The 22,364-nt window shown below is 47.0% G+C and carries 18 protein-coding genes and 1 pseudogene; 4 read left to right on the forward strand and 15 right to left on the reverse strand.

Annotation, left to right across the window (positions count from 1 at the left end; all coding sequences use genetic code 11):
• Positions 1–8: 8 nt before the first annotated feature.
• The gene (locus C5I45_RS15850; RefSeq protein ID WP_003155667.1) at positions 9–1,466 is read right to left on the reverse strand and encodes a benzaldehyde dehydrogenase; all 1,458 of its coding nucleotides are present in this window, start codon (positions 1,464–1,466) and stop codon (positions 9–11) included.
• Positions 1,467–1,710: 244 nt separating this feature from the next.
• Here C5I45_RS15850 and C5I45_RS15855 point away from each other — a divergent pair, with 244 nt between their 5' ends.
• Both C5I45_RS15855 and C5I45_RS15860 read left to right on the forward strand, forming a co-directional pair.
• Complete coding sequence (locus C5I45_RS15855) at positions 1,711–3,096, forward strand: branched-chain amino acid transporter BcaP (RefSeq protein WP_003155668.1); 1,386 nt, start codon at positions 1,711–1,713, stop codon at positions 3,094–3,096.
• Positions 3,097–3,213: 117 nt separating this feature from the next.
• On the forward strand, positions 3,214–4,443 hold the full coding sequence (locus C5I45_RS15860) for an MFS transporter (protein WP_003155670.1): 1,230 nt from the start codon (positions 3,214–3,216) through the stop codon (positions 4,441–4,443).
• 28 nt (positions 4,444–4,471) lie between these two features.
• Here C5I45_RS15860 and C5I45_RS15865 read toward each other — a convergent pair whose 3' ends face one another.
• The 11 genes and pseudogenes from C5I45_RS15865 to C5I45_RS15915 form a co-directional block, all read right to left on the reverse strand.
• Positions 4,472–5,410 carry a putative nucleotide-diphospho-sugar transferase gene (locus C5I45_RS15865; RefSeq protein ID WP_003155671.1) on the reverse strand — a complete coding sequence of 313 codons (939 nt, stop codon included), beginning with the start codon at positions 5,408–5,410 and terminating at the stop codon, positions 4,472–4,474.
• A pseudogene (locus C5I45_RS15870) lies at positions 5,407–6,586 on the reverse strand (glycosyltransferase). The gene C5I45_RS15865 and the pseudogene C5I45_RS15870 overlap by 4 nt, the downstream one beginning before the upstream one ends.
• A 28-nt stretch (positions 6,587–6,614) precedes the next feature.
• Positions 6,615–7,526 carry a putative nucleotide-diphospho-sugar transferase gene (locus C5I45_RS15875; RefSeq protein WP_107994500.1) on the reverse strand — a complete coding sequence of 304 codons (912 nt, stop codon included), beginning with the start codon at positions 7,524–7,526 and terminating at the stop codon, positions 6,615–6,617.
• Positions 7,527–7,550: 24 nt separating this feature from the next.
• Positions 7,551–8,519 carry a GDP-mannose 4,6-dehydratase gene (locus C5I45_RS15880; RefSeq protein ID WP_012117042.1) on the reverse strand — a complete coding sequence of 323 codons (969 nt, stop codon included), beginning with the start codon at positions 8,517–8,519 and terminating at the stop codon, positions 7,551–7,553.
• A 6-nt stretch (positions 8,520–8,525) separates the two neighbouring features.
• Positions 8,526–9,290, reverse strand: coding sequence for a glucose-1-phosphate cytidylyltransferase (locus C5I45_RS15885; protein WP_003155676.1), 765 nt, complete (start codon positions 9,288–9,290; stop codon positions 8,526–8,528).
• 214 nt (positions 9,291–9,504) lie between these two features.
• On the reverse strand, positions 9,505–11,433 hold the full coding sequence (locus C5I45_RS15890; protein ID WP_107994501.1) for a lipoteichoic acid synthase: 1,929 nt from the start codon (positions 11,431–11,433) through the stop codon (positions 9,505–9,507).
• Positions 11,434–12,211: 778 nt separating this feature from the next.
• The gene (locus tag C5I45_RS15895; RefSeq protein ID WP_014304575.1) at positions 12,212–12,952 is read right to left on the reverse strand and encodes an ABC transporter permease; all 741 of its coding nucleotides are present in this window, start codon (positions 12,950–12,952) and stop codon (positions 12,212–12,214) included.
• A 14-nt stretch (positions 12,953–12,966) separates the two neighbouring features.
• On the reverse strand, positions 12,967–13,857 hold the full coding sequence (locus C5I45_RS15900) for an ABC transporter ATP-binding protein (protein WP_014304574.1): 891 nt from the start codon (positions 13,855–13,857) through the stop codon (positions 12,967–12,969).
• A complete protein-coding gene (locus tag C5I45_RS15905; RefSeq protein WP_007609957.1) occupies positions 13,858–14,169 on the reverse strand; it encodes a winged helix-turn-helix domain-containing protein in 312 nt (103 codons plus the stop codon).
• On the reverse strand, positions 14,162–14,755 hold the full coding sequence (locus C5I45_RS15910) for a hypothetical protein (RefSeq protein ID WP_044052987.1): 594 nt from the start codon (positions 14,753–14,755) through the stop codon (positions 14,162–14,164). Before C5I45_RS15910 ends, C5I45_RS15905 begins: the two co-directional genes overlap by 8 nt.
• Positions 14,756–15,047: 292 nt before the next feature.
• Positions 15,048–18,230 carry a bifunctional cytochrome P450/NADPH--P450 reductase gene (locus C5I45_RS15915; protein WP_107994502.1) on the reverse strand — a complete coding sequence of 1,061 codons (3,183 nt, stop codon included), beginning with the start codon at positions 18,228–18,230 and terminating at the stop codon, positions 15,048–15,050.
• A gap of 164 nt (positions 18,231–18,394) precedes the next feature.
• On the opposite strand from C5I45_RS15915, the gene C5I45_RS15920 reads away from it, so the two are divergent.
• Positions 18,395–19,465 carry a DUF3900 domain-containing protein gene (locus C5I45_RS15920; RefSeq protein WP_003155683.1) on the forward strand — a complete coding sequence of 357 codons (1,071 nt, stop codon included), beginning with the start codon at positions 18,395–18,397 and terminating at the stop codon, positions 19,463–19,465.
• Between the two features lie 36 nt (positions 19,466–19,501).
• Here C5I45_RS15920 and C5I45_RS15925 read toward each other — a convergent pair whose 3' ends face one another.
• A complete protein-coding gene (locus tag C5I45_RS15925; RefSeq protein WP_107994503.1) occupies positions 19,502–20,623 on the reverse strand; it encodes an FAD-dependent oxidoreductase in 1,122 nt (373 codons plus the stop codon).
• 149 nt (positions 20,624–20,772) lie between these two features.
• On the opposite strand from C5I45_RS15925, the gene C5I45_RS15930 reads away from it, so the two are divergent.
• Entirely contained in the window at positions 20,773–21,285 is a 513-nt protein-coding gene (locus C5I45_RS15930; RefSeq protein WP_003155687.1) for a MarR family winged helix-turn-helix transcriptional regulator, read from the forward strand.
• 38 nt (positions 21,286–21,323) lie between these two features.
• Here C5I45_RS15930 and C5I45_RS15935 read toward each other — a convergent pair whose 3' ends face one another.
• Together C5I45_RS15935 and C5I45_RS15940 are read right to left on the reverse strand one after the other, a co-directional pair.
• Positions 21,324–21,968 carry a Bax inhibitor-1/YccA family protein gene (locus C5I45_RS15935; RefSeq protein ID WP_060674493.1) on the reverse strand — a complete coding sequence of 215 codons (645 nt, stop codon included), beginning with the start codon at positions 21,966–21,968 and terminating at the stop codon, positions 21,324–21,326.
• A 90-nt stretch (positions 21,969–22,058) separates the two neighbouring features.
• Positions 22,059–22,361, reverse strand: a complete 303-nt coding sequence (locus C5I45_RS15940) for an FMN riboswitch-binding regulator RibR (RefSeq protein ID WP_014304570.1) — start codon at positions 22,359–22,361, stop codon at positions 22,059–22,061.
• Between the last annotated feature and the right edge of the window lie 3 nt (positions 22,362–22,364).

The raw sequence follows: 22,364 nt of genomic DNA on the forward strand, positions 1-22,364 counted from the left end.
ACTCCTTCTTAATATGGGAATTGGCGTTTTTCATGCTGAACCGAAATCCATTTCAGCGTGGTGAATTCTTCAAGGCTCCATTCGCCGTTCAGCCTGCCGAGACCTGATTGTTTCTCGCCGCCGAACGCGACGTTCGGTTCATCATTAATGGTCGTATCGTTGACGTGAATCATGCCGGTTTCGATCCGCTTAGCAAACTCAACGCCCCGCTCCACGTTTGCCGTATGCACGGCTCCGCTTAAACCGAACGGTGTCGCGTTTGCGATGCTTACCGCTTCATCCTCCGTTTCAAACGGCATGATGCAGACGGCCGGTCCGAACAGCTCCTCCTTCGCGATGCTCATCTCAGGTTTCACATCTTTTAAAATGACGGGCTCAGCGACCGTTCCGCTGAATCGGCCGGACAGCACCGGAACCGCTCCCTCTTCTATCGCTTTTTCGACAGACCGTCTCAGGCCTTCCGCCTGTCTCTCATTGATTAAAGGACCGATAACCGTATCAGGGTCCATCGGATCGCCGACTTTCAGCGATGACACTTTCGCTTCGTAAAGCTCTGTAAATTTGTCATAAACAGATGTGTGAACGAGCACGCGGTTCGCCGACATACAGATCTGTCCTTGATGCGTAAACCGGCTGAATACGGCCGCATTGACGGCGTATTCAAGATCAGCATCCTCAAGCACGATCAGCGCGCTGTTTCCGCCAAGCTCCAACAGCGGTTTTTTAAAGTGTTTGACCGCAAGCTGTCCGATATAGCTGCCCACTCCGGTTGAGCCTGTAAATGAGATTATCCGCGGCACGGGATGCTCAACAAAGCTGTCGCCGATCTCCCCGATATCCGTCACGATGACATTCAGCAGCCCGTCCGGTACGCCGGCCGCTTCAAAAATTTTCGCGATAAGCGTTCCGCCGCAGATCGGCGTTTCTTCATGAGGCTTCAGCACGACGCCGTTCCCCGCGCCGAGTGCCGGCGCAACAGATTTCATCGAAAGGAAAAACGGGAAATTAAACGGGCTGATCACCCCCGCGACTCCGGCAGGTATTCTGTACAGCCTGTTTTCTTTTCCGTCAATCGTGGACGGGAGAATTTTCCCTTCCATCCGCACCGGAAATGTTGCGGCTTCTTTTATCATATTTTTGACAAGTCCGATTTCAAACTCAGCCTTCAGCCGTGTTCCGCCTAGCTCCTCCATGATTAAGTAAATAATCGCTTCTTCGTGCTCTTCAATGAAAGAAACGGCTTTTTCCAAAATGGCCCGCTTTTTAAAAGGGTTTACTTTGTCCCATTCTTGTTTCGCAAGAGCCGCGGCGCGATATGCCGCATCCACGTCATCAGGCGTCGCTTTTCGGAATGAGGTGATGACTTTTTGAGTATAAGGATTTCTGTTTTCCAATACGTTCCGGCTGCTCCCATCCCTCCATCGGCCGCCGATAAACTGCTTATTTAGTTCTTCATATTGAAACATGTAAACATCTCCCTTTCACCGAAACTTGAAATTAGTTGATGAGTCATCTTTTGTATCGGTCTTAAGGTGAGAAAATTGAACTATTTCACAATAAAATTCCCTTTCCTTCCGTGCATCGACGCTTTTTAGCTTTGTCCTTTTAAAGTGGAAAATTCTTTAATTGACTGCGAGAAATTTCGACAATATAATACAAACGTCAGTGTATATAATGATAAGAATATTATGAATTTTCAGGAGGACCCATATGTCTTTACTATTTCGGAAAAAGCCGCTGGCCGACTTAAAGGCCCAGAGCAAACAGACCAGCCTGTCCCGCTCGTTAAGCGCTTTTGACTTGGTTTTGCTCGGAATCGGCTGTGTTGTCGGCACGGGGATTTTTGTGATTACCGGGACTGTGGCCGCGACAGGCGCAGGACCGGCTTTGATTCTGTCGTTTGTGCTCGCGGGCCTTGCCTGCGCGCTCGCCGCGTTTTGTTATGCGGAATTTTCTTCATCCATTCCGATTTCAGGCAGCGTATATACGTATTCATATGTCACTCTCGGGGAGTGTCTCGCGTTTTTAATCGGATGGGACTTAATGCTTGAATATGTTATCGCGCTCGCCGCCGTCGCAACCGGCTGGTCATCCTATTTCCAGTCGCTTCTTGCAGGATTCGGGCTGCATCTTCCGGAGGCGCTGACCGCCGCACCCGGCAGCAAAACGGGTGCCGTGTTCAACCTGCCGGCCGTTATCATTATTTTGGTCATTACCGCGATTGTTTCAAGGGGCGTGAAAGAAAGCACCCGCTTTAACAATGTCATTGTATTGATGAAAATTGCGATCATTCTGCTGTTTATCGTCGTCGGTTTCGGCTACGTGAAACCGGAAAACTGGTCGCCGTTTATGCCGTTCGGAATGAAAGGCGTCATCACGAGCGCCGCGACCGTTTTCTTCGCGTATCTCGGATTTGATGCCGTGTCAAACGCGTCGGAAGAAGTGAAAAACCCGCAGAAATCAATGCCGGTCGGAATCATCGGCGCGCTTGCCATCTGCACCGTTCTTTACATTACGGTATCGCTCGTCCTGACAGGAATGCTTTCGTACACCAAGCTGAATGTCGGAGATCCGGTATCTTTCGCGCTCCAATTTGTCGGCCAGAACAAAATAGCAGGCATTATTTCCGTCGGCGCGATTATCGGGATTACAACGGTCATGCTCGCTCTGCTTTACGCTCAGGTGCGCCTTACATTTGCGATGAGCAGAGACGGCCTTTTGCCCCGCATGTTTTCCAAGGTTCATCCGCGTTTTAAAACACCGTTTCAAAACACATGGGTGACGGGGATCGCTGCCGCCGGGATCGCAGGTTTTATTGATCTGGGAACCTTGGCGCATCTCGTCAATATGGGAACCTTGGCGGCCTTTACAGTCATTGCGATCGCCGTCATCGTTTTAAGAAAGAAACATCCGGAGATCAAATCTTCCTTCCGTGTTCCTTTCGTGCCTTTTGTGCCGATCATCAGCGCATGCTTATGCCTGTATCTCGCAAGCAGCCTGCCGGGCGTGACATGGCTCGCCTTTGTCATCTGGATCGCCGCCGGGATCGTGGTATATATGATGTATTCGAGAAAACACAGTTTGTTAAATAAATAAAAAGGGAGGCTCTTTTTTCTGTTTGAGAAAGAAGAGCCTTTTTTGCCCTTGATAATTCATTCACCTTATGAATAATATGGTGTATGCTTCGTTTACATAAAAAGGAGGAGAATCACTTTGGCAATTGCCGCCCCGCTTAAAGAAAAACCTGTCCATCGTCCCGAGACAACCATGTATTCTATTTTGTTCATTATCGGGATCTGTCATCTGCTGAACGATTCACTGCAAGCGGTGATTCCGGCGATGTTTCCGATTTTGGAACGTTCCATGAATCTTACATTTACGCAGCTCGGAATTATCGCCTTTACGCTGAATATGGTGTCTTCCGTGATGCAGCCCGTCATCGGCTGGTATACGGATAAACGCCCGATGCCGTATGCTTTGCCGCTCGGACTCACCGCAAGCATGCTCGGCATTTTAGGTCTCGCGTTCGCCCCGTCTTTTCTGACGATTTTATGCTGTGTCTTTTTTATCGGCCTTGGCTCCGCCGTCTTTCATCCTGAAGGATCGCGTGTCGCTTACATGGCCGCCGGCGAAAAGCGCGGATTGGCGCAATCGATTTACCAAGTCGGAGGGAATACCGGCCAGGCGATGGCGCCCTTGATTACCGCGCTGATTCTCGTTCCGCTCGGTCAATTCGGCTCTGTCTGGTTTACGCTAGTCGCCGCAATCGCTGTGCTGTTTCTCATTTATATCGCCAAATGGTATAAAGGCCGCCTTATTCATTTGCGCGCCGCAAGTAAAAAATCACCGGCCGCCGCTGTGCAGACCGTGATTACAAAACCGATTATTCTTGCACTTATCATGATTATCTTCTTAATTTTCGCGCGCTCCTGGTATGTGAGCGCGATCGGCAACTTCTATACGTTCTATGCGATGAATGCCTATCATGTCAGCATTCAGCAGGCACAGAGCTACATCTTCGTCTTTTTATTTTTCGGAGCTGTCGGAACGTTTCTCGGCGGGCCGCTTGCAGACCGTTTCGGAAAGCGGAACGTCATCATCGTTTCCATGACGGCATCGGCTCCCTTGACGATTTTCCTTCCGTTTGCGGGACCTGTCATCGCCTATGGCGTACTGGCGCTGATCGGCGTTGTTCTGATGTCCAGCTTCTCCGTGACGGTTGTCTACGCGCAGGAGCTTGTTCCCGGCAAAATCGGAACGATGTCAGGGCTTACGGTCGGGCTCGCCTTCGGAATGGGCGCGATCGGAGCGGTTGCGCTCGGAGCTCTTATTGATTCAGCGGGATTGACGCCGACCATGACAGCCGTCGCCTTTCTGCCCGTTTTAGGTCTGCTCGCCTTTGTCCTGCCGAGCGACAAAACATTAAAAGAATGGCATTCATAAAAAAATCCCTGCCGAAAAGGCAGGGATTTTATGTTTCAACCGTATAAAAATGAGTGTCAGGAACCGCATATTTCGGAATAAACCCGTCTCTGAAATCAGGAAACGCTTTTTGAATTTCATCAATCCATTTTTTTACGTTTTTGATGTACGGGACGTAAATCATACTGACTGTCGCCTCATCATCAATGTGATAGTACCAGCAGAGATTGAATTCGTTCTCCGTGACGAGCGTAAAGCCTGAAAAATGATAAAAAATCAGCGGGGTGTCATTGACATATACAGCCCCGTCGCGCAGGCTGACGTCATATTGCTCAATATTCCACAGCGCCGCATTCGCGCCGATCGACTCCGTGACATGCACGTGTTCAAACTGCGCGGGCCACTTTTCAACATACCTTTGGTCACCGTATGTCTTTTTTTCTTCATTCATCTCCACCGTACAATAGGAGATGCAATCCTGTCTCCACTGCCAGACCGCCCGATACGCTTCCCCGGTATTCCGCGCGCCGACAAACCCGGTGTTGTACTGCCCCGTCAGCTTGTAATAAGACGCAAACCGTTCTGAATTGCGGTGATCCGTCAGAAAAAGGGAAGCATCCGGCTTTTCCGCAAACAGCTCGCCCGCATCTGAGAAGAAAAAGAGATCGGTGTCCAAATGGGCAAAATATTCGGCTTCATCATACTCCGTCATCACATGGAACAGAAAAGCCGGCTTCAGCGTCCAGCAATATTCATGAAACGTCCGGCCGCCCTTTGCTTCAAGCAGCTCCGGGTCCTCCATTTCATGGAGCTGAACCGCCGTGACATGTTCCCACGGCACCTGCTGAAGCAGTTCGTACGCTTTCTGATCGACACACAGCACATACAGATGAAAATCCCGGCAATGTTCATGGAGAGAATGAATCATCGGCATCAGTTTAAAGATATGCGTTCTGGAAACAATGGTTGAAAAATGATATTTACTCACCATATCACATCCAATTTATTTAAAATCCACATGCAGTAAATCAGCAGTCAGCGCTTTGAACGCCCTTGCAAAGTGCGTGACGCCCAGCTTTTTTTCCGCTTTTGCCAAAAGCTTTCCGACCTCCGGCAGCTGGAAGCTGTTCGCCGTGATCCGCGGGCTTTTCGCCTTCCAGTCCGGATCGAGGTTGCGGTCTTTAACCGCGTGCAGCAGCTCGAGAAAAATGTGCAGCAGGCTTTCATATTTCTCATAATCAAGCAGCACTTCGATGTCTGCCATTATGCTGTTGGTTAACTCCGCGTCAAACGGGCCGTTAAACGCGAGGTGCACGTCAAGCGAATGAATGTCATTGTACTTGTCGCACATGTACGCGATATTCGCCCTGATGTCATCAACGGAAGCGCAGTTGCTCGGATGCTCCTGATGGACGCTCATGATATCGCGCCGCAGCTGAAATCTCATTCCCGACTGATGAAGCCTGATGCCGAGATCATAATCTTCAAAGCCGTATCTGACAATGCCTTCATCAAACAGGCCGAGATCTGCCACGTGCTGCCTCTTAACTGATGAATTGTTCGTAATGAAAAAACGCCATGGCAGACGGTAGCCGTTCAAATCATCTCCGTATTTTTCCAAAATGCTTTTCAGCACCCGGATAAAGTCGGTATCTAAATCAAAGCATCGGTCAAGAAAGCTTCCGTCTCTGATGTCACTTTCATCAAGGAGCGGCTCTTTATCGCCCGGCAGCTCTTCATACAGTTCGGCGAGTTTTTCCTTATGCTCTTTTTCAAAACGGTCATAATAAAAGCTGTAAATCCGCTTCCAGAACATACCGCATACGACAAGATCGTCCTGGTTCTCATGAGCCTTGATATGCTTCGCCACCAAATCCTTTTCGGCAAGCATGTCGCTGTCATGGAAAATCAAAATATCGCCTCTGGCATTGCGGACCGCCTGATTCCGGCCGTAAGCGATCCCTCTGTTTTCTTTAATTCTCACAAAAATCAGCGGAAAATTCGCGCTGAATGATTCAAGCATGGATAAGGTTCCGTCTTCCGAACCGTTGTCAGCCACAATCACTTCGAACGGCTCTGTGCATTCCTGTTCATTCAGGGACAGCAGGCTGTTATAAAGCCTCTCCTTGGAATTATATGCGGGAACAATGACGCTTGCCTTCACTTTTCGTTCACTTCCTGTATATGATCATTTATTTGTTATCATCCTCAGATGCAAAGCCGCTGAACTCGGGGCAGACGGCGCCGACCGTCCCGATCACCCGCTTCAGAATGTCCTGATAAAGCTGATGGACAAACGGCAGGTCGGTCCGGTCCGTCTCATGAATCTGCCGAATGTCGCCGGCTGTGACGATCCGGTATCCGCTGAAATGATAGAAAATCAGCGGATTTCCGTCTTCGAGCACAAGACGCCCGTCCTTCCATGAAAACGTGTGGCGGCCGTAATTCCAATGGCCGATATTCACGCCGGGCGTGGTGATGTCACACACGTTCGGGAACAGACCGGACATGTAATCCAAGTAGCCTTGATCTCCGAATTTTCCTTCGCCCGGCGCATTTTTGCATTCTTCAAGGCAGCGTTCTTTCCACCATCTGAGACAATCTGTGCCGGCACTGTCGGTTTTGAAGCTGAGAAAACCGGAATTATACCGGCCTAAAAGACGCTGCAGCATGTCGATTTCCTGTTTTTCAAATGAGGGAATGACGATATCGCCCCGTGACAGAAGCACCGAACAATCCGGCTGATTGTCAAAAATCGCGCGCGGATCAGCGAAGAAAAACAAATCGGCATCAATGTACGTGACACGCTCTAATTCCGGATGTCCGTCCAGCACGAATTCGAGAAATACCGGCTTCACCGTCCAGCAGTATTCGCTCTGATCCCTCGTCCGCTTCAGTTCAAGGAGCTCCTCATTTTCCAGTGCGGACACCTGAATCAAGGTGACATTATCCGGACGCATTGCCTGAAGCACGTCATAGGTGTCTTGATCCATACACAAAGTAAAAATGGGGGCGTCCGCCTGAACCGCTTTCAATGAGCCGAACAAAGCGATAGCCTGATACAGCCTTCCTTTTGATAAAACTGTGCAATATGCGCTTGTCACGTCTTTCTCTCACCTCTGTTTCTGTTACTTTTGAAAAAAGGCTTTATACCATTCGATCGTTTTTTCTAATCCTTCATCAATGGTATGCGCGGGCGTCCAATTCAGAAGCTTCCTCGCCTTTTCCGCTGATAAATATTGGTGCTTGATTTCGTGGCTTCCCTGGTTAAGCACTTTCGGCTTGAGGTCACTGTCCATCGCCTTAAGAATTTTTTCTACAAGTTCCAGCACCGTCAGCTGAATCTCATTGCTGAAGTTGAACGCTTCTCCCGCAAGATTGAGCTCCTCCATCTTTTCCGCCAGCAAAAGGTATGCCTCGACCGCATCCTCGATGTAAAAATAATCACGGATAAATGTGCCGTCGCTGCGGATTTCCGGCGCTTCACCGTTCAGCACGAGCTGAATCGTCTGCGGAATAATCCGGTTGAAGTTCAAATCTCCGCCGCCGTACAAGTTGCCGCAGCGCGTAATACAGACCGGAAGTCCGTACGTATTAAAATATGTGTGGCTTAATAAATCGGCACAGCTTTTTGATACGTCATACGGATGTTTGCCCTGAAGAGGCATGTTTTCATCGTACGGCAGTGTCGGCTGGTCGCCGTACGCTTTATCACTGGACGCGACGATCACCCGCTTGATGAGCGGATGCCTGCGGCACGCTTCAAGGATGTTCCATGTGCCGAGAATATTGGCTTCAAATGTGGAAATCGGATTGCGGTTTGCGACGCCGACGATCGCCTGAGCGGCTAAATGAAAGACCGTGTCAATTTCATACTCGCCCAGCGCCCGCTCAATCACATCCAGATCTTCAAGCGCGCCCTGCACGATGTTCATTTGCTTCACTTGTTCTCCCTGATACAGGTTCGACTTGGGCACAGTGTCACGGACAAGTCCCGTCACATTAGCCCCCTGATCGATCAGTTCCTTCACCAAGCAGCTTCCTAAAAGACCTGTACATCCCGTCACAAACACATTTTTATTTTTCCAGAAACTCAAACTTGATCACCATACCTTCCATACATGTTGTCCCCGGTCCCACATCTTGTTAATTTCCAGCAGATTTTTATACGTATCGATCGCCGTCCAGAAACCGTAATGCCGGTATACCGCCAATTCGCCGTCCTTTGCCAGCTCCTTCAGCGGTTCTTCTTCAAACATGACGTCCCTGTCTTTCGGCAGATAATCAAATACCTTCGGGCTGAGCACGAAAAATCCGCCGTTGATGATGCCGTCACTTGAGGTTTTTTCAGAAAAGCTTTTCGCCATACCGTCTTCAACCGTCAGCGTTCCGAATTGCGAGGTCTTTTCTATACCGGTGACGGTTGCCGCAGCCCCTTTTGATTGATGATAGCTGATCAGATGAAACAGGTTGATGTTCGCCAGTCCGTCCCCGTACGTCATAAGAAAGGTTTCATCACCGATGATGTCCTTCGCCTGTAAAAGCCGCCCCGCTGTCTGCGTGTGTTCCCCCGTGTCTAAAAAAGTGATTTTCCACGGCTCGGATGTTCCCAATATCCGCACTTCTCCGGTAGAGCTGTCCAGCGTCATGCTGTGATTCTTCCAGTCATAATCTAAGAAATATTCCTTAATCATCTCTCCTTTGAAACCAAGAAGCAGGATAAATTCGTTCACGCCATAGTATTGATAGAGTTTCATAATATGCCATAGAATCGGTTTGCCGCCTATCATGGCGAGCGGTTTGGGACGTTCATTGGTGATTTCGCTCATTCTCGTTCCTTTTCCGCCGCAGAGAATGACTGCTTTCATCTCTACCCCTCTTCTCTGTGAATATTGGATTCGAAACCGCCCGTATAAGAGAAACCAACCCGATAATTTGTCCGATTCTCTACCACCGGTTTCAAAATCTACTGTAAGATATGAGAGATTGGCGCCCTTTGTGACCAAAAGCTCTCTCTTTTTTCAGATTGGTGAAGATACACAAAAAAAAGAGCCTCACGGAAATTCCGTAAGGCTCTTTCTATTATTTATTATCCTGATTCAGCTTTTCTTTGCCGTAATGATATTTAGACGGATCAACCGGCGTAAAGTCGCTCAATTTGTGGAATCTGAGCAAGTCTTTGTACATCACGCTGTCAGACAGCTTCAGCTGCTCTGTGACTCTGGCTTTCAGGTTTTTCGTTTCCTGATTGCCTTTCAGTTCTGTCCCTGTCTTCGTATCGTATACGACATTGGAGATGGAAGTATATTTCGGCGTGACGTAATCTCCGTTGCGGAACGTCACCGTATCATCATGGTCTTTCGAGAAGAGATCGGTGCCGAAATTAATATATTTCTTAGAATCGATGCCTTCCAAGTGAAGGATCGTCGGCACAACGTCCATTTCACCGCCGTACGTATGGTTCACCCCGCCTTTTTTGCCGGGGATGCGAAGCATAAGCGGCACACGCTGATTCTGCGCGTTTTGATAAGGCGTAATTTCTTTGCCGAGAATTTCTTTCATCGCGCGGTTATGGTTTTCAGAGATTCCGTAATGGTCTCCGTAAAGCATAATCACCGAGTTGTCATATAAACCGGATGACTTCAGATCTTTAAAGAACTGTTCAAGCGCTTCGTCAAGATAACGCGCCGTCTGGAAATAGTCATCCACAGTCGCGTCGCCCGTTTTCGCTTTTTCGATCGTTGCGTCTTTTTCATCAAGCGTAAACGGATAATGGTTCGTCAGCGTGAGCAAATGCGCGTAGAACGGCTGTTTCAGCGACTGAAGCTTCGGTATAGATTCTTTGAAGAACGGTTTATCCTTCAGTCCCATATTGACAAGGTTGTCATCAGACATATCGTATGTGCTGGCGTCAAAGAATTTATCGTAGCCGATATGTTTGTAAATCTGGTCACGGTTCCAGAATGATTTGTAGTCACCGTGTAAAACGGCGCTTGTATAGCCCTCACTTTGGTCAAGGATGGCAGGAAGCGATTGATACGTGTTTTCCCCTTTTGTCACGAAGGCTGACCCTTCAGGCAGTCCGAACAGACTGTTATCCATCATCAGCTCGGCGTCAGATGTTTTACCTTGGCCCGTTTGGTGGAAAAAGTTATCAAAGTACGTCATGTTCTCTCCGCCGCGGGCGAGTTTATTCAGGAACGGCGTAACTTCTTTTCCGTCAAGTTTGTAATTGATCAAAAACGATTGGAAGCTCTCCAGGTGAATCTTAATGATATTTTTGCCTTTGGCCTTGCCGAAATACTCGGCGTTCGGCTTCGCATAATGCGACGATGTGTAGTTTTCAACGCTCGTCAGGTCATCACTGCTGGCATATGCACGCTGTGATTCCGTCTGCGCCGTCTGTACGCCGTCATAAATCGTGTAATTATAAAGGCCTAAGTATTTTACAATGTAATTGCGGTCAAACGTTCTTGTCAGCAGCTCCGGGCGGTCCTCTTCGGCAATCGCCAGGTTCACGAAGAACAACACAATACCCGTCACGATAATTAATGACGTATACCGTTTTTTCAGCTTGAATTCCTTCAGCTCACGTCTCCACACCAGAAGCGCGATTAAAATAATAATATCAACAAAGTATAAAATATCATGGCCGGACATAATGCTGAAGATGCCGTCTCCCATATTTCCGACATTACCGGATTGCTTTAAGTTCGGGAATGTCAAGAAATCATCGAAGAATCGATAGAATAGGATATTGGCATACAAAATAAACGTCATGATGAAATCAATAATCACCATGATAATCGCTGATTTGCGGCCTTTCGCAAACAATGCCAGTCCTAAAAAGAAAATGGCGCTTGAGAACGGATTGATCACAAGCAGAAACTGCTGCGTCGGACCCTTCACCCCAAGGTTGAATTCAGCATGATAGGCTAAATACGTTTTGGCCCAAAACAAAATAATAGCCAGTACAAAAAAACTAAGTCTGTAAGAAAATAATTTCTTCATGGCAACCTCTACTTTCCTAAACACTTTAAATCTGTATTCTTACTTTTTGCTTCAATTCCTGCTTTCCAAGCAAAACGAAAGCATCACACAGCCCCATAAACACACCATTTTAAAAAACGATATATTTATCATTCGTGTCATGCCTATTGAACATCTTATCCCGCCAGCCATTAGACGCAGGATATCCGTTCTTCGTTTCACATTTTTTTCTGGCATTAAAAGGTACCTTATCAGACCCGGTCTGAAAATAGGAGATACCAAATATAAGAATAACACAAACTTCTAAAAACGAAAAATGAATATCAAAGACAGCCGCCCAACAGGCGGGCTGAAGTTATTGTATGCAAAGGGACTGAAAAACTTGAAGGTTTTTTTTTGGGTGATGTAAAAAAAGGACCGGAGTCATCCAGTCCTTTACCTGTCAAATTATCGCTTAGACCCTAAAGATATACAAAAATGCTTTCTTCACGTTTACCTTTTGTTTTTTATAATCCAACCATGCAGCAGAGCTGGCATTTGTGACTGCTTAAACTGTTCTCCAACACTGGTCCTTAACGCGTCTTGCAAATTTCTGTTTCTCATTAGCGAAAAAAATTGTGAACTGGTTTCATCAAACCCGCCAATAAAAGAATTAGCGCCGTTTTTTTTCTGTTCAATAACGAGTGTTTTTTTCATACTTTTTAAATTGAGCCTCGACATACAGTTTTAGTTTTTCACTTATCATTTCCCGCTCTCCTTTTAGTCCCAGCTGCGTTTTAATGACCCATTCTTCAGCGGTCTAATTTCTTGCCATTTTAATGTAATGCCGGTATCCAATTAAGGAAACTATAAATCCCAGTATTGTATAGCTCAGTACAACAAGTGTTACCCATATTAGACTTTCTCCTCCCGATATCGTCGAGACCGATTGAATTAACCCCTGATGCGCCCAGTACTGCGGGAAGAGCATTCCAATGGTTTGAAGGTAGCTTGGCAATTGATCATAAGGAGTCCATAAACCACAAACAACAGCAGTACCTAATGCAATCACATTAGTCATGACCAAACCGGTATTTTCAGTCTTTGCAAAGACTGAAATAGCAACTCCCCAAGATGTAACCAGTAAAGATATCAACACAACAACCCACAAATACGCCGGAAAATTATTAATTTCAATATCATACAGAAATATTCCCAGAACGGACAGGAGAAGAATTTGCATAAAAGTTATGACTAAAAAAGGGATACTTTTTCCTAAGAAGAAGTTATAAGGCTTTAAAGGAGTACTTGCCAGTCTTGATACAATTCCTTTTTCCCGATCCTTTACAAAACTTATAACGATGGAGATAATAATGAATGTTGAAAAGAATACGCTCATGCCGGTTACAGATTGAGAAGCTACTAAAGTTTTATTTGCACTGTCTGTCGTAAATAGCTCAATCAGCAATATGATGGACACAATGGGTAATATAATCGTCCAAAAAAACAGAGACTTATCCTTTAACTGTTTTAGCGTTTCAATTTGAGCGAGTGGTAACATGATAAATTCCCCCTTTATTCTTCATCACGCAAATCAGTGCCGGTAAGTTTAAAGAATACATCTTCTAATTTTGGCTTATATAAAAACAACTGATGAGGCACAATATTGTTTTCCTTACTGACCCTAATTAAGCGCTCCATGGTTTCTAAAGGTTCTTTGGTTTTTATTATCAGCCCTGAATTAACGACTGAAAACTTAAAACCATGGCTCTTTATTAATTCAGGAGACAATGAGGAGTTAAACATAATAGATGATTCTTCATGTCGTTTAAGCAGTTCATTTATTTCTCCTTCATCGATAATTTGCCCTCTGTCGATAAAAGCTACATAGTCACAAAGAGTTTCAATCTCTTCCATGTAATGACTCACATAAATAATGGTTTTACCGGCTTTTTTGAGTCGGTTTACGATTTTAAAAATGTAGCGGCGTGATTGCGGGTCCACACCTACCGTCGGCTCATCTAGAATAATTAAGTCTGGATCGTGCATTAATGCACACCCGATATTTAAACGGCGCTTCATTCCTCCAGAAAAGTTCTCCACAACGTCGTTTGCCCTTTCTAACAACCCGATATCTTCTAACAGTTTTTTTGTTGTTTGCTTTAGTTTTAAGCCATTCAGCCCGTGCAACTTTCCGAAAAATTCCATATTGGTTTTTGCGGTTAATTTTTCTTCAAGGCTTATATCCTGCGGAACATAACCCAGCCTGCCATTTTCATTGCCGACAAATTCAACCTTGCCGTCATATTCCCGGATGATGCGCGAGATGATCTTAATTAAGGTAGATTTGCCGGATCCGTTCGGTCCAACAAGTCCATAGCAGACTCCTTTCGGAATTGTTAAAGCAACATTGTCCAAAGCCAGAGTCGTGCCATAGCGCTTACTTATATGTTCAACTTGCAGCATTTACACCATTCCCCCACTGTTATTTATTTTAAATATGGATTCAATCGTATTAATGTACTCCTTGTAGGCTGCTTTTCCTTCTTTCGTGATCTGAACAATAGTCTTCGGCTTTTTGGATACGAACTTCTTGGTTAGTTCTATATAAGCTGCATCTTCTAACTTTTTCAGATGCGAACCTAAATTCCCATCTGTGATGTCTAATGACTTTTTCAGGAAAGTAAAATCACATTGATCATAAGTCATCAATAAACTCATAATTCCCAACCGCACTTTGGCATGTATTAAATCATTGATATTGTTAACATTACTCATTTCCTTGCCCTTTTCTTTTCAAAATCATTCCTGTAAGTAATAGGCTGCCTCCGCCAATAAATGCAAAAACAATATTCATTGCATCAGGAAATAGGCAGAATGTAAGCATACCGAGTATGCTCAGCCAAAATCCCATAACAAAAATCTCTTTTGTTAACACGATGCCTAAGAATATGTACATAATAGACACCATTAAAACAATCAAAAACGATAAAAATTCTCCTGTTCGCGGTAATAATCCCATTAAAATCAGGAAAACAAAAATGCATACCACTAATATGAATCCAATCCATGCATATTTTAATTGATTCTTTAAGAAAGTGGGCATAGGATCAAATTGTTTCTGCTTAAGATATGTCTTCAAAGTCAGTATCCACCCTAATACTGCCAGTATAAACCAAACACAAGCGAGGACTACAGAAGGTACCTTAAATAAAGAAACGGAATACGCAATAATCCATATACAGCCCCAAATAATGAAATATGGACTGGTTTGCCTTGAGTACTCAGTCTTGTAATTCGTCAAGACCTTTATATGAGATAAGTTTTCGGCTATCTCTGATTCACGAAAATTCTGATTTGACATAAGACAGGCTCCTCTTTTCGCAAAGTACTTTGTGAAACAGAGTATATTCTAATTCCATATATTTGTAAAGAGGTTTTATCCAAAATAGGCGTAACTATTTTGTCCTGGAAACAGCAGATGGGACTCTTGGCGCTGATATCCTTCCACCACTGTGAGACATCCTTATCTTGTTATAAGATCTCACAACAAAGCCTTCAGATTGCTGACAAACCGAATGTATATCGATTGGAAAGCAATTCATTTTACTGAAGGAAAAAGGACCGGAGTCATCCAGTCCTTTTCATCACATCGCTCAAATCCCCGCCCAAACATCTTTTGCGTAAATGCCTTTTGTCTGGAGGTCCAAAAGCCATTCTTGCGCTTGCCGTTCGTCTGTTTCGCGGACCGACTGATACGCTTTTTGCAGCGTTGCCTCTACATCGGGCGCCATTTTGCTGCCGTCGCCGCATACGTAGAGGTGCCCTCCCCGGCCGAGGATGGAAATTAAAGCGCCGGCGTCTTTCGCCATTAAGTGCTGCACATATGTTTTCGGTACGCCTTCTTTGCGGGAGAAAGCCGTATGAAGCGTCACGATTCCGTCTTTTTCATAAGCTTCAAGCTCGTCACGGTAAATAAAATCATGATCGTTTCTGCATCCGAAATACAGATGAGCCTCCCCCAGCTCTTTTCCTTCTTTTTTTAACGCTGCCCGAGCCTGCAGAAATCCGCGGAACGGGGCGACTCCTGTGCCGGGACCGACCATAATAATCGGTTTTTCCGGATCTTCCGGCAGCCGGAATCGTGTTTCCGGAGTGCGGACAAACATCACGATACCATCCTCAGGGCAGCGGTCCGCTAAATAATTCGAAGCGACTCCGCGATACTCACCCAAACCGCTCCGGGCGGGGCCGCGAACGACGCCGACGGTAATTGAGGCCTGCCCGGGATGTTTCCGAGGCGAACTTGAAATCGAATAATACCGCGGCTTCAGCGGGCGCAAAAGCTCCAGAAATCGCTCAAACGGAAGTTCACACGCTTCATATTTTTCAAGGAGATCGAGCATCGAGACGCGCGATGTTAAGATTTGCTCCTGATAGACGCCCTCCTCAAGAAAATCTTCCAATTCCCGTTTGTGCGGCGGACAGACCGTATAAGCGGCCATTTCCCGGATTTGAGCCCTTGATGCCGCTTCCTGCAATTCGACACAGCTGCTCAGAAGATCATGCAGCCTGACCGGCCGATCGAGCGGGAGATGAGCCGCGCTCTGTCCGCTGGCCGTCAGCAGCACTTGATCATTCCCGTTCAGATTGAACCGGCGGAGAACACGGCTGACCTGCTCTTTGCTGTTTACCGGCAGCACGCCGAGATGATCCCCTTCATGATAGGCAGCCTCTTTCGGCAGAGTGATTTCGATATGCCTTGTGCTCCGGCCGCTTTCCGGCGCCTGAAGTTCCCTGTTTTCCGCAACGGATGCGTAAACCGCTTCATACGTCTGTGCCAACGGAGACCCGCCAAGCCCGCTGACAAATTGAAGGCCCAGCGCACTTCGCTCTTTTTCGGCATTTTCATTCAGCTTGAGACCGAATGCCTTCATGGCGTCCGTCCACATGCTTTTTTTCCATTCATCAAGCTTTCCTTCAAAATCCCCGCTGACGTCCCCTTCGCCTCGGGCAGAAAAGCGTTCCGCCCCTTTTTCGGCAAGCTTCTCATCAATCAGTCTCGGCACAGCCTGATATGTCGCCGCCCAGTTATGATCACCGCAGCCGAAGACGGCATATCGGACACCTTCCAGCTCCCCGGGTTTGACTTCTTCAAGCCATTGAACGAATTGTCCCGCGTTGCTCGGAGGCTTTCCGTTATAAGAGGACGTAATGATCAAGAGAGCTCCTTCTTTCGGCAGTTTTCCGATCCGGTCATTTAAAGGCGCCGTTTCAGTCCGGACGCCGTGCATCCCGGCAGTATCGGCAAGTTCCCGCGCCACGCCTTCTGCGGTTCCCGTATCTGAACCGTACAAAATCAGAAGCGGTCGGTTATCAAGCCCGATAATGGATGCGCCTTTTGTTTCCCGTTTTTCTTTTTCGACGTCTTCCGCCGCTTTTTCAGCTGCCGGGAGAGCTGCCGCAACGGCTCCTTTGTTTCTCGGCCGCACCCGGATATGAAAGTCGCCGGGCTTAATCGTCAGTGTCTGTTTAATATCGAGCTCATAATCGGTGTGATCGATAAAGGTAAAATGCTGCAGAATCATCCCCAGAACAAGAGTTGCTTCATGCAGGGCGAACTGCATACCGATACACGCCCTCTGGCCGTTTCCGAAAGGCTTATACGCATGGTGAGGCACTTGATCAGGATGTTCAAACCGCTCCGGATAAAATTCCTCCGCATTGTCTCCCCACGCGTCTTTATCACGGTGAAGCTGGGGAATTAAGACGGAGATTCTGTCTTTCGGCGTGATCGGATATTTCCCGCCGATCACCGTATCCTCTTTCGCATAAAGGCTGAACGCAGGCGCGGTCGGCCATAAGCGCAATGACTCCTGCAAAATCATTCGAATATAACTAAGCTCCAGTACTTGTTTATAAGAAGGAACGGGATCGGTCAAAACCCGATCGGCTTCTTCATAGGCTTTTTCCAAAACACGGGGATGTTTCAGCAGAAAATAGATGGCAAAGGAAAGCAGGCCGCTGGTCGTTTCGTGGCCGGCAATTAAAAACGTGATGATTTGAAACCGGATATTTTCATCATCAAGTTTTTCGCCCGTTTCCGGGTCTTCCACATTCAGCATTCTGGCCAGCAGATCCTTTTCATCCCGTCCGCCTGACCGGCGCTCTGCGATAATACTGTCTACTAACGAAAACATCGCCTGAATGTCATGATGAAATTGGCGCTTCGTCCTGATCATGAGCTTATCCTGAACATCAAGGCGCTGCATTTGGTGCATCGCTTCATCAAGGGCGCGCACCATGCTGTTGATAAACGGATGAGGCGTTTCCCTGTAATAGCTGTTAAACCGATAGTTAAAGCCGCAAAGCCCGATCGTATCGAGCGTCAGGCGGGTCATATCAGCAGGCACATCAACGGCCTCATCCGGGTTCAGCCTAGCCCATTTTTGAATCAGCTGCACCGCGATATCAGTCATCATCGAATGATAATCTTTCATCGCGCGCTGGCTGAAGGTCGGCATCAGAATATTATGCGCCTTTCGCCAGTTAGGCTCATGCGTCCAGCTTGTAAACAGCCCGTCACCGGCAAACGCCCGGACTTTCTCCAAAGCACCTTCAATGCTTTTATCGAACCGCTCTTCATCACATACCTCTTTCACCAGTTCATGTCCGGACACGACGATAATGGCGCCCGCCGGGGTATGCAGCTGAAAAATAGGCCCCTGCTCGTTTGCCAGTTTGATCAGCGACATTGTAGGCTTGTCTTTATCAAGCAAAGGAAGATTGCCGAGAGGACCGAATGTCTTCGGCTGCGGAATCGGACCTGTTTCCTTCATGAATAACACCCTTTCTTACACATTGATGCGTTCCTTCCAACTACAGTGCCCTTTTCACCGGCCAATTATCCGCCGTTACGGATCAATCCCCGGATTGACGATCAATAACGGTTTTTTCTATACTGGAGAGGCTTGTTAAATACAGAAATAAGGTGAGTTCACATATGGATTTTGAAATCAAGTTTTTATCGTTTTATGTCATTCAAGTGGAAGGAAAAGACGAACAGGCAAACAAACAGTTCAAACATTTCCAGACCCTTGACACAGACGAATTTGAAGAAAGCGAGCTGAAGGATTTTCTTGACGGGGAATTGAAGAAAATCGTCAAACGGAAAGCTGAACGGCATCCGCAATCCGAGCAGGTCCCCACAAAAATCGGCCATTTTATCACGGAGCCGGGCCATGAGCTTGATTCAAATCCGAATTACAACCTTTTCAACCGCGCCAGACTTGCGGATACGAAGGAAGCATTTATCGAGGCAAGCGAACAGTTCGTCCGTACTTATCTTGACACGAGCGCCGTGCGCGGCGGTGTTTTTATCGTGGCTTCGGCCGTTCCGCGCAAATATTTTGAGGACAAATTCGTCTTTATGATGAAATGCGATTTCGAGCCGAAGGTCGCCCGCATCTCAGACGCCTCGTCTCTCATTAAAAAGGTCGAAATGGCCATCACGACAAAAAACATGAAAAGCATTCAATATCCGTATATGCCGGAAGAAGGCATGACGGAAGAGCATGAGCTGAAAATCCACCAGGCCTCGCACGCCCGTTATTTCGAAGATTTTCTCAAATTTGTCGAATATGGCGAATCGATGCCGGAAATCATGAAAAACCAAGTCATGAACATGGTGCAGGAGCACGTGTATGAAACTTTTGAAGAAAACAGCGAAGAGCTTCAGCAGTTTGAGCACGACATTGAAATTTGGGAAGCGAGTGAAAAGCGGGAAATTCAGGAGCGCCTCGACACCCATCAAGTCATCGAGGCATCCGCGCAGATCATTGAACACACGCCGGAAGCCGAGCTGAAAATGAAAGTCGGAGAAACAGAGATTAAAGGATTACTGGCTGATTTCGGCGAATCCATCCATCTCGCAAAAGTGAACGGGCGCTATGTCGCGCTCATTGAGGCGGAGACGATCTCGTTTGAAAAAGGCAGTTCGCCGGTGGAGTTTCACAAGCCTGAGGGGCTGCATGAGGTGATTGAGCGGATACGGAATAAATCTGAACAAGACTGACAAAAGTCCAGACGCCATGTTCTGGACTTTCTGTATTTAATAAGGCTCTTTGAGCAATCGATAGCATTCACCGATGATGTCTTGGACGCCGGGCGTTCCCTTTATCTCGCGGCGGACGATTTCAGATGAGAGATTCTGCACCTGTAATGCCCGCTCCGCCCGTCTTTCGAAGTATGCTTGACATGCAGTTTCATGGTTTTCGTGTTTTTGCAGTTCTTCACTAAGCACAATCGCGTCTTCAATCGCCATCGCCGCTCCCTGCGCCAATGTCGGCGCTCCTGCATGGACGGCATCCCCGCCCAGAACGACGCGGCCTCTGTGCCACGGTTCTTTGACCGCCATCTGCTCAATCTTATGAAACAAAACGGGATATTCCTTTGACATATTCTCTGTCACAAACTTCACTCCCGGAATTCCGCGCAGCAAGTCTCTCACCCGTTCAAAACGTGTGTCCTCGTCATCCCTGAAGTCAGCGTCATACGGCCGGATGATAAATACGTATCCTGTTTTTTCAGAGAGCGGCACGACCCCGACCTGCGTCTGCCCCTTTTTATACATCAGTGCCGAATCATGAAAAACCGGCTCGGGAAAAGAAATGTAAAATCTGTGCGCTCCCATGCCGAGATACTCTGTTTTCACTTCCCTTTGCAGCATGTGATCGCGGACAGCGGAGCGGATGCCGTCAAAGCCGGCGAGGATGTCAGCCGTCATCGCGGTTCCGTCTCCACAATGCACCGTTATTTCATCTGCCGTTTCTTCGTAAGACACGACTTTTTTACCGGGCAGAATCGTGACCCCCGCCGCCTCAGCATGCTTCCTGAGGATATCGTTTAACGTTTGACGCAATATATTATTCCGCCCCGGCAATGAATCATCTAAAAACGCCTCACTCACTTTAAACTGCAGCGTTCCTTTTTCATCATGCTGCTTCAGCCATTCCGTTTGAAAGCCGTGTTGACAGCATTCATCATACACACCGATTTCCTGCAGCACCCGCAGCGCATTTTGAGGCTGGAGAATGCCCGCTCCGCTTTTTCGCATGTCGGACGCCGCCTCGCAAAGGGTCACTTCAAAACCCGCTCTGCCGAGAGAAATCGCTGCGGACAGGCCGCCGATCCCTCCGCCCGCTATGATGATCTTTTTCACTTCATGGTTCATCACGATACCGCCTTCTCAATTTATTTATCATTTGTTAACTATTAGCCACCTTACTATATTGGCTGAAAAACTGTCAATCTTTATAGGTTGCCTTTTGAATCCGGCAAGCTTATACTTTGAATCACTAAAATGGTACGGAGGCTTACAAAATGGAATTGAGACATTTGCCGGATTACTCGCAGATTGCCGGACGCGCTGAGATTTACGCCGATATGGATGCTGAATCATTGAAAACATTTTTGACGTTATTTGATATGTCTAAAAAAATGAATCAGGTCATGGAGCATTATTTCTCAAGTCACGGATTGTCCGAAGGGAAATTCAAAATTTTAATGTTTCTGTTTGACGAACCCGGCCACAGCCTGAGTCCGACGGAGCTGGCGAAAAAATCCAATGTCACCAAAGCGACCATCACCGGATTGATCGACGGACTCGCACGGGACGGCTTTGTAAACCGCAGCCGGCATACCGGTGACAGACGAAAAATCAGCATCGAACTTACAAGGGAAGGAAAAGAAAAGCTGATGCTGTTTCTTCCCGGCCACTTCTCCAACATTTCAGGAGTCATGGAAAGCTTCACCGCTGGAGAAAAAGCGGAATTGACAAAAATGCTTGAAGTTTTATTTGATAAGCTTCTGCTGTTTTCCGGAGACAGAACATAAAAAGGCGCCCCTCTTAGCAGGGCGCCTTTTTCGCGCGGTTAATCATCACTGTTTAAAATCCCGAAAAACCGAAGCAGGTTGATAAACAAGTTGATAAAGTCGATATAAAGCGTCAATGCCATCAAAGGAATCAGGTCAGCCGTGATGTCCCGGTGCTTGATCTGGTTCAGATCGTATAAGATGTACATTGAAAACACAATCGTTCCGATGACGGAATACGCCATCATGGCGGCGGAATTCAGCGGGCTGAAAATATTAAAGATCCCCACTGCGAGAAGCGCGATAAGAGCGACAAGCAAGAAGGACCATAAAAACGACAAGTCCTTTTTCGTCTTAGCGCCGATCGTACCGAGCACCGCAAAAATCACAAACGAAGAACCGAATGCCTCCAATACGACATAGGCTCCGGCTGCGGACGCATAATGGCTGATGATCGGAAACAGCGTCATTCCGGAAATAAAAGCGAATGAAAAGACAAACACATATCCGACGGCTTTTTTTCGGCGCAGCCAAAATGCGGCGATGATCATGACGACCTCTAAGATCGACAGCGGCAGCATCAATGCCGGCGGAATGAACTGGCCCGTATACAGGCCGATTGTCGCAACTAACAGTGTAAACACAAATACCGTTATAATGCGCTGCATAATAGATTGTTTGCTCTCATAAGCAGCAGTTTGCATGTCAAAAGTCCTCCCAAAAAATGATCGTGATAGGTCTATTATAAATAAAATGGGAGAAATTTGCATGATTTTAAGAAGATTTTAAGGATGTCAGGCCTGACGTTTCGCTGCGCACTCCTGCATATCCATGAAATCATGCAGTTTTTTCGTCAATCCGCCGTGCCCGAATCGGATATTCCCCTTCTGCCCCGGCGTTTTCACGAAATCAAGGAATGCCAGCACATAAAGACGCCTGACGGGAATCGGAATGACGCCCGCATCATAAAACCAGCCGTCAATTGTATTGAGCACGCCTTTATTTATGCCGTATTGCTTCGTGCACCAATGCAGAAAGCGCACTTCGGGCAGGTGCAGATACCGGCTCTCCCGTAAAGGAACAGTTGAATGCTTCATATG

Source organism: Bacillus sp. ZY-1-1 (assembly GCF_003047165.1).
GTDB classification, from domain to species: Bacteria; Bacillota; Bacilli; order Bacillales; family Bacillaceae; genus Bacillus; species Bacillus velezensis.